At 36.9% G+C, this 5,033-nt stretch carries 6 protein-coding genes; all 6 read left to right on the top strand.

Annotation, left to right across the window (positions count from 1 at the left end; translation table 11 throughout):
• Window positions 1-344: hypothetical protein (locus AC1DND_RS22610; protein ID WP_477584853.1), on the top strand; the 344-nt coding region annotated here is incomplete at its 5' end.
• Entirely contained in the window at window positions 341-1,438 is a 1,098-nt protein-coding gene (locus AC1DND_RS22605; protein WP_477584852.1) for a glycosyltransferase family protein, read from the top strand. The genes AC1DND_RS22610 and AC1DND_RS22605, both read left to right, overlap by 4 nt.
• Window positions 1,395-2,291: a glycosyltransferase gene (locus AC1DND_RS22600; protein WP_477584851.1), complete on the top strand. Its 897-nt coding sequence runs from the start codon at window positions 1,395-1,397 to the stop codon at window positions 2,289-2,291. Before AC1DND_RS22605 ends, AC1DND_RS22600 begins: the two co-directional genes overlap by 44 nt.
• Entirely contained in the window at window positions 2,288-3,328 is a 1,041-nt protein-coding gene (locus tag AC1DND_RS22595) for a glycosyltransferase (protein WP_477584850.1), read from the top strand. The genes AC1DND_RS22600 and AC1DND_RS22595 overlap by 4 nt, the downstream gene beginning before the upstream one ends.
• Window positions 3,306-4,028, top strand: a complete 723-nt coding sequence (locus tag AC1DND_RS22590; protein WP_477584849.1) for an FkbM family methyltransferase — start codon at window positions 3,306-3,308, stop codon at window positions 4,026-4,028. The genes AC1DND_RS22595 and AC1DND_RS22590 overlap by 23 nt, the downstream gene beginning before the upstream one ends.
• Before the next feature lie 7 nt (window positions 4,029-4,035).
• A partial coding sequence (locus tag AC1DND_RS22585) for a glycosyltransferase family protein (RefSeq protein WP_477584848.1) occupies window positions 4,036-5,033 on the top strand: 998 nt, incomplete at its 3' end.

The raw sequence follows: 5,033 nt of genomic DNA, 5'->3' as shown, positions 1-5,033 counted from the left end.
GTGTACATACTCAAGGAAGGTTGCAGTTTACCTCGGMGAGCAATTACGTTATTCAAAATTCCCAACATTTAAAGATTTACCAAAAAATATTGGGCCAATTAGCTAACAATAACTCCTCAAGTCAAAGGAGAAAAGATGCTGGTTTACCAGTTTTGTGGGCTTTGGCACATTGGATTGCCAAATATGATCTCAAAGAAGCTGTCTCTGTTGTCGATTGGATTTTTGAATTGAATCCGAATTTTAATCCGCCAGAAAAAGGAATGCTTGGCAAATTATACCGTACGCTTGGATTTAATCGTACAGAAAAGATATTAAGTCTTAGAAGAACTTTGCTTAGAAAATGAAAATTTTCATCTCCTTTCTTCAATCACCGATTCAGCATCCCGTTGCGCCCTATAGTTTTTGGGAATATTACATCAAAAATGGAATCGAAGAATTCGGTGCAACCTGGGTTGAATGTAAAGACATTGATTGGGCAAAAGGTTTGGTTCAGCAGAGCGATGAAGAATTTTCAGCGTGGAAAACCTCGTCTTGGGAAAAAACAGTCGCTTGCTTGAAAGAAAATCCAGTTGATCTTTTCTTAAGCTATCTTTATCCGGAACAGGTTGATACAGCTGCCATTGCCGAAATACAAAAAATGGGCATTCCATGTGTCAATTTCTTTTGCGACCATGTGAGGATGTTCAAGAAAGTACCAGAGGAATTTGCTATTTTCGACCTGAACTGGGTTCCAGAACACAAAGCCGTCAAATTTTACCAAAAAGCGAAATTACCTTTCCTGAACCTCCCCATGCCGATGTGGGTGGAACAAAAATACCGTAATATCGCCGCTGAAGAAACAGATCAGATTGTATTTATCGGTTCAAAAGATATTCAAAGACATCTATTTTTTGAACAGCTACTGCAACAGGCGCCAAGCAGCAAAATCGATATCTATGGAAGTGGTTGGATAGATAAAGCCCCAGAAAGTGCCAGTCCGGTTTTTTCTACCTTAGGAAAACTGAAGAACCAGATCAACTTTATATCGAAATATGGCATCCGTTCATTTTATCATAAACTCAAACATAAATCTTATGATCCAACGATTAGTGAACTTTTATCAGTGCTACTGAAAGGCAAACCTCGTTTTGATGATTATGTAAAAATCACTCGAGAAAGCGCCATCACCTTAGGGATCAATCGCTACCCGTGTTTCAACTTTCCAATGCATCAACCCGATACCTATTCAAGATTAAGAGATATTGAAGCACCTATGCTAGGGGCATGTTACCTCACTGAATATACAGAAGGATTGGAAGATTTATACGATTTAGATCGAGAAATACTAACTTACCAGCAAGTTGACGATTTTCTAGACAAGTGCAAAATGTTGGCTCAATCGTTACCTTATTCCTTTGCTACGCAATCTTATCAAGAAGAAAAAGACCAGTGGAATTGAAAAAGTTTTTAAAAATCTCTGTAAATCCTTTGATAAGCTGAATATTAAATATGAGATAAACATCCCATTTGAGCGCTTAACAACTAAAGATCAAATCATTGTATTAGGTGGGCCCAAGGTATTGGAGCATTACCATCAATCAAATAAAATTGTTGCAGGTATTGCATTAATGACACATCCAGCTGAATGGCCAGATTTATTTGAGCAATATCCTGTAGCTACTTATCTTCAGCATTCTCCATGGACAGTATCACTTTACAATCGATGGTATGGTACAGGAAAATGTAAAACCTGGCCGAGTGGAATAGATACAGCATTTTGGAAGCCTAGTTCAGGTGCAGCTAAAAGAATGCTGATTTATGTGAAATTCCTTTGGAATAAGGCTGAAAACGAAGAAACATTACTCAAGCCTATATTAAATCAACTTGACCAAAAAGGTATTGACTATCACCTCATTCGTTATGGATATTATGATATCAAGACCTATCAAAAGCAACTATCCAACAGCTATGGCATGATTTTCCTTTGTGAGCATGAAAGTCAAGGTATAGCCTATCAGGAGGCAATGGCCATGAATGTTCCCATTTTGGCATGGGATCAGGGATTTTGGTTAGATCCTCATCGATTAGCGTGGGGCGAAACGGAAGCTGTACCTGCAAGTTCAGTCCCCTATTTTTGCGAAGATTGTGGAGAAAAATTCAAAGATTTCAATGAATTTAAAGAAAAACTACCTTTATTTATGAAGGGCGTGTCAAATGACAAATATGCCCCAAGGAATTACATTTTAAAGCATTTGAGCTTGGAAAGAAGTGCCGAACGGATCTTGGAAATTTTAAACGAGGTTTATTCATGAGAATTTTATTGATCATGGACCCTGGAATTCCCGTCCCACCGCCACTATATGGCGGGCATGAAAGACTGGTTTTTATGTTTGCCGAAGAATACCATAAACTTGGGCATGAAGTAAGCTTATTGGCTGGGCCAAATTCACACATCAGTGGAAAGGCTTACAGCTTTGGCAAAAATGATTTGAAACGGTCTAAATTTCAGCATTTTAAAGAGGTATTATCTGCTTGGAAGTTTCTTTTTGCTAAAAGAAATGAGTTTGATCTCATTCACAATTTTGGTCGCTTAATTTACCTTTTACCCATTCTAAATGCTAAAGCCCATAAAATCATGACTTATGGTAGGCCTGTTGCACAAAAAGGGATTAAATTGGCGACATCGTTGCCAAATAAAAATTTAGTATTTACTGCCTGCAGTAATTATTGCGTGAGTACAGGTAATGTAGCGGGAACCTGGAAAACTGTTTACAATGCCATTGATTTTTCCAATTATCAATTGCAAGAAAAGGCAGTTCATGATGCCCCATTAATGTTTTTAGGGAGATTAGATAAGATAAAAGGCCTTCATACAGCCATAGCTATTGCAAAAAAAACAGACCATAAACTATGGATTGGAGGAAATATCCCAACTACTCTAGATAATTATACCTACTTCAAGAATGAAATTGAACTTTTGTTTGATGGAGAGCAAATTATTTACCTAGGTGCCTTAAATGATGAGCAAAAAAATGAATATTTAGGAAAAGCAAAAGCCTTACTTTTCCCCATAGAATGGGATGAACCTTTCGGGATGGTGATGGTGGAAGCCATGGCATGTGGCACTCCTGTGATTGGTTTTAAAAGAGGCTCTGTTCCTGAAGTAATTGACGAAGGAATATCTGGTTTCATTGTAGAAAATGAAGAAGAGATGCTTAAGTCTTTGTTAAAAGTTAACGCCATAAACCGAAAACTTTGTAGAGAGACCGCTAAGCATAAATATGATACCACAGTTATCGCTAAAGAGTATTTAACGTTACTAAAAAATGATAAAAAAACTGATTATTAAGCTCATCCCCAAAAAGCTGGTTGAGATTATAAAAACTAAATTTGAAGTACCTTCCCAAAAATCTTCATTTACAAGACTGAAGAAATTGGGTTTCAATCCTAAAAAAATTATCGACATTGGTGCTTATGAGGGGCAGTGGGCTTTGGAGATTAATCAGATTTTTCCGGGTGTGCAGCTATTGATGATTGAAGGACAGCAAAATAAAAAACCTCTTTTAGATCAGGTATCAAAGCAAATCTTTGGTTCAAAAGTAAATATTGCCCTTTTGGGTGCTGAAAAAAAATATGTTGAATTTAATATTTACGAATCAGCGAGTTCCATTTTCAAAGAGGATAATGAAACCAATGCAAAAGTGGAGACTATACAACTTCAACTTCTAGATGAAATTGCTGTAGAAACAGGTTTCGAATCTGTAGACCTTATTAAACTTGATACCCAAGGGTCGGAAATTGAAATCTTAGAAGGCGGTTTGAACGTTTTAAAATCTGCTCAGGCAGTACTCATAGAAGTTTCCATGCTGGGGATCTACAAAGGTGCACCATTAGTTAGCGACGTCATTTCATTTATGAAGGATAATGGGTTTATCTTATATGATATATGCTCAATTATGCGTAGGCCTTACGATAAAGCACTGTTTCAATCAGATTTTCTATTTATTAAACAAACACATCCGTTAGTTTCATCAACACGATGGCTCTAGCTAAACTATGAAAGTTGTATTGATTACATCAGGACAACCCTCCACAAACCCTAGGCTTGTGAAAGAGGCTTTTGCCCTAATAAATGCAGGCTATGAAGTAACTTTGATTTACCAATTTCGTATAGCTTGGGCCGAACGCCTGGATTTTGAAATTTTAAACGAGACAAGATTAAAATCCATCAAGGTTGGAGGGCATCCAACTGAAAGTAGAATAACTTATCTTTCCACAACAATTAGGCATAGGCTGGCACGATGGTTAGCAAAGCTTATTGGTATTAAATTTACAGCACTTTATGCTATTGGAAGATGTACTCCTGAATTGGTTAATCAGGCTAAAAAAATAAAAGCAGATGTTTATATCGCCCATAATTTAGCCGCACTCCCAGCAGCAGCACTCGCTGCAAAGAAAAACAAAGCGAAATTGGGCTTTGATGCTGAGGACTTTCACCGCCATGAAGTATATGATGACCCTCAGCAATTTGATGTGCGTTTAAAGGCACATTTGGAAGATAGATATTTACCAATTTTAGACTACTTAAGTACTGCTAGTCCGTTAATCAGTAAAGCTTACCAGCATCTCTATCCAAACTTAAGACCACACACCATTCTTAATGTTTTTCCAAAAGAAAACATTAATGAAGAAATTATACATGATTACCCTATTAAATTGTTTTGGTTTTCTCAAGTCATTGGTAGAGATAGGGGCTTGGAAGCTGTTATCAAAGCTATTGGTAATTGTAAGCAAAAGTTTGAATTACATTTATTGGGTGAGCTTAAGGATGGAGTTAAAGATTATTTTAATCAAATTGCGTTAGAAAATGAGGTGTTTCATCCAATATGCTATTATCATCCTATTTCTCCGGACCAAATTATTTCATTTGCCCAAAAGTTTGACATCGGCTTAGCAACAGAAATTGGAATTCCGAAAAATCGAGATATCTGTTTAACCAATAAAATCTTTACTTATATCCAGTCTGGATTAGCAATTATTGCATCAGACACCAC

It is taken from the genome of Pedobacter sp. 01N416 (assembly GCF_056399685.1).
The sequence above is the reverse complement of the archived record's forward strand: the minus strand, read 5'-3'. Positions and strand labels throughout refer to the sequence as shown.

Coding starts and splice junctions, on each gene's coding strand:
- AC1DND_RS22605 (WP_477584852.1), top strand. CDS start 341: ATGAAAATTTTCATCTCCTTTCTTCAATCACCGATTCAGCATCCCGTT.
- AC1DND_RS22590 (WP_477584849.1), top strand. CDS start 3,306: ATGATAAAAAAACTGATTATTAAGCTCATCCCCAAAAAGCTGGTTGAG.
- AC1DND_RS22595 (WP_477584850.1), top strand. CDS start 2,288: ATGAGAATTTTATTGATCATGGACCCTGGAATTCCCGTCCCACCGCCA.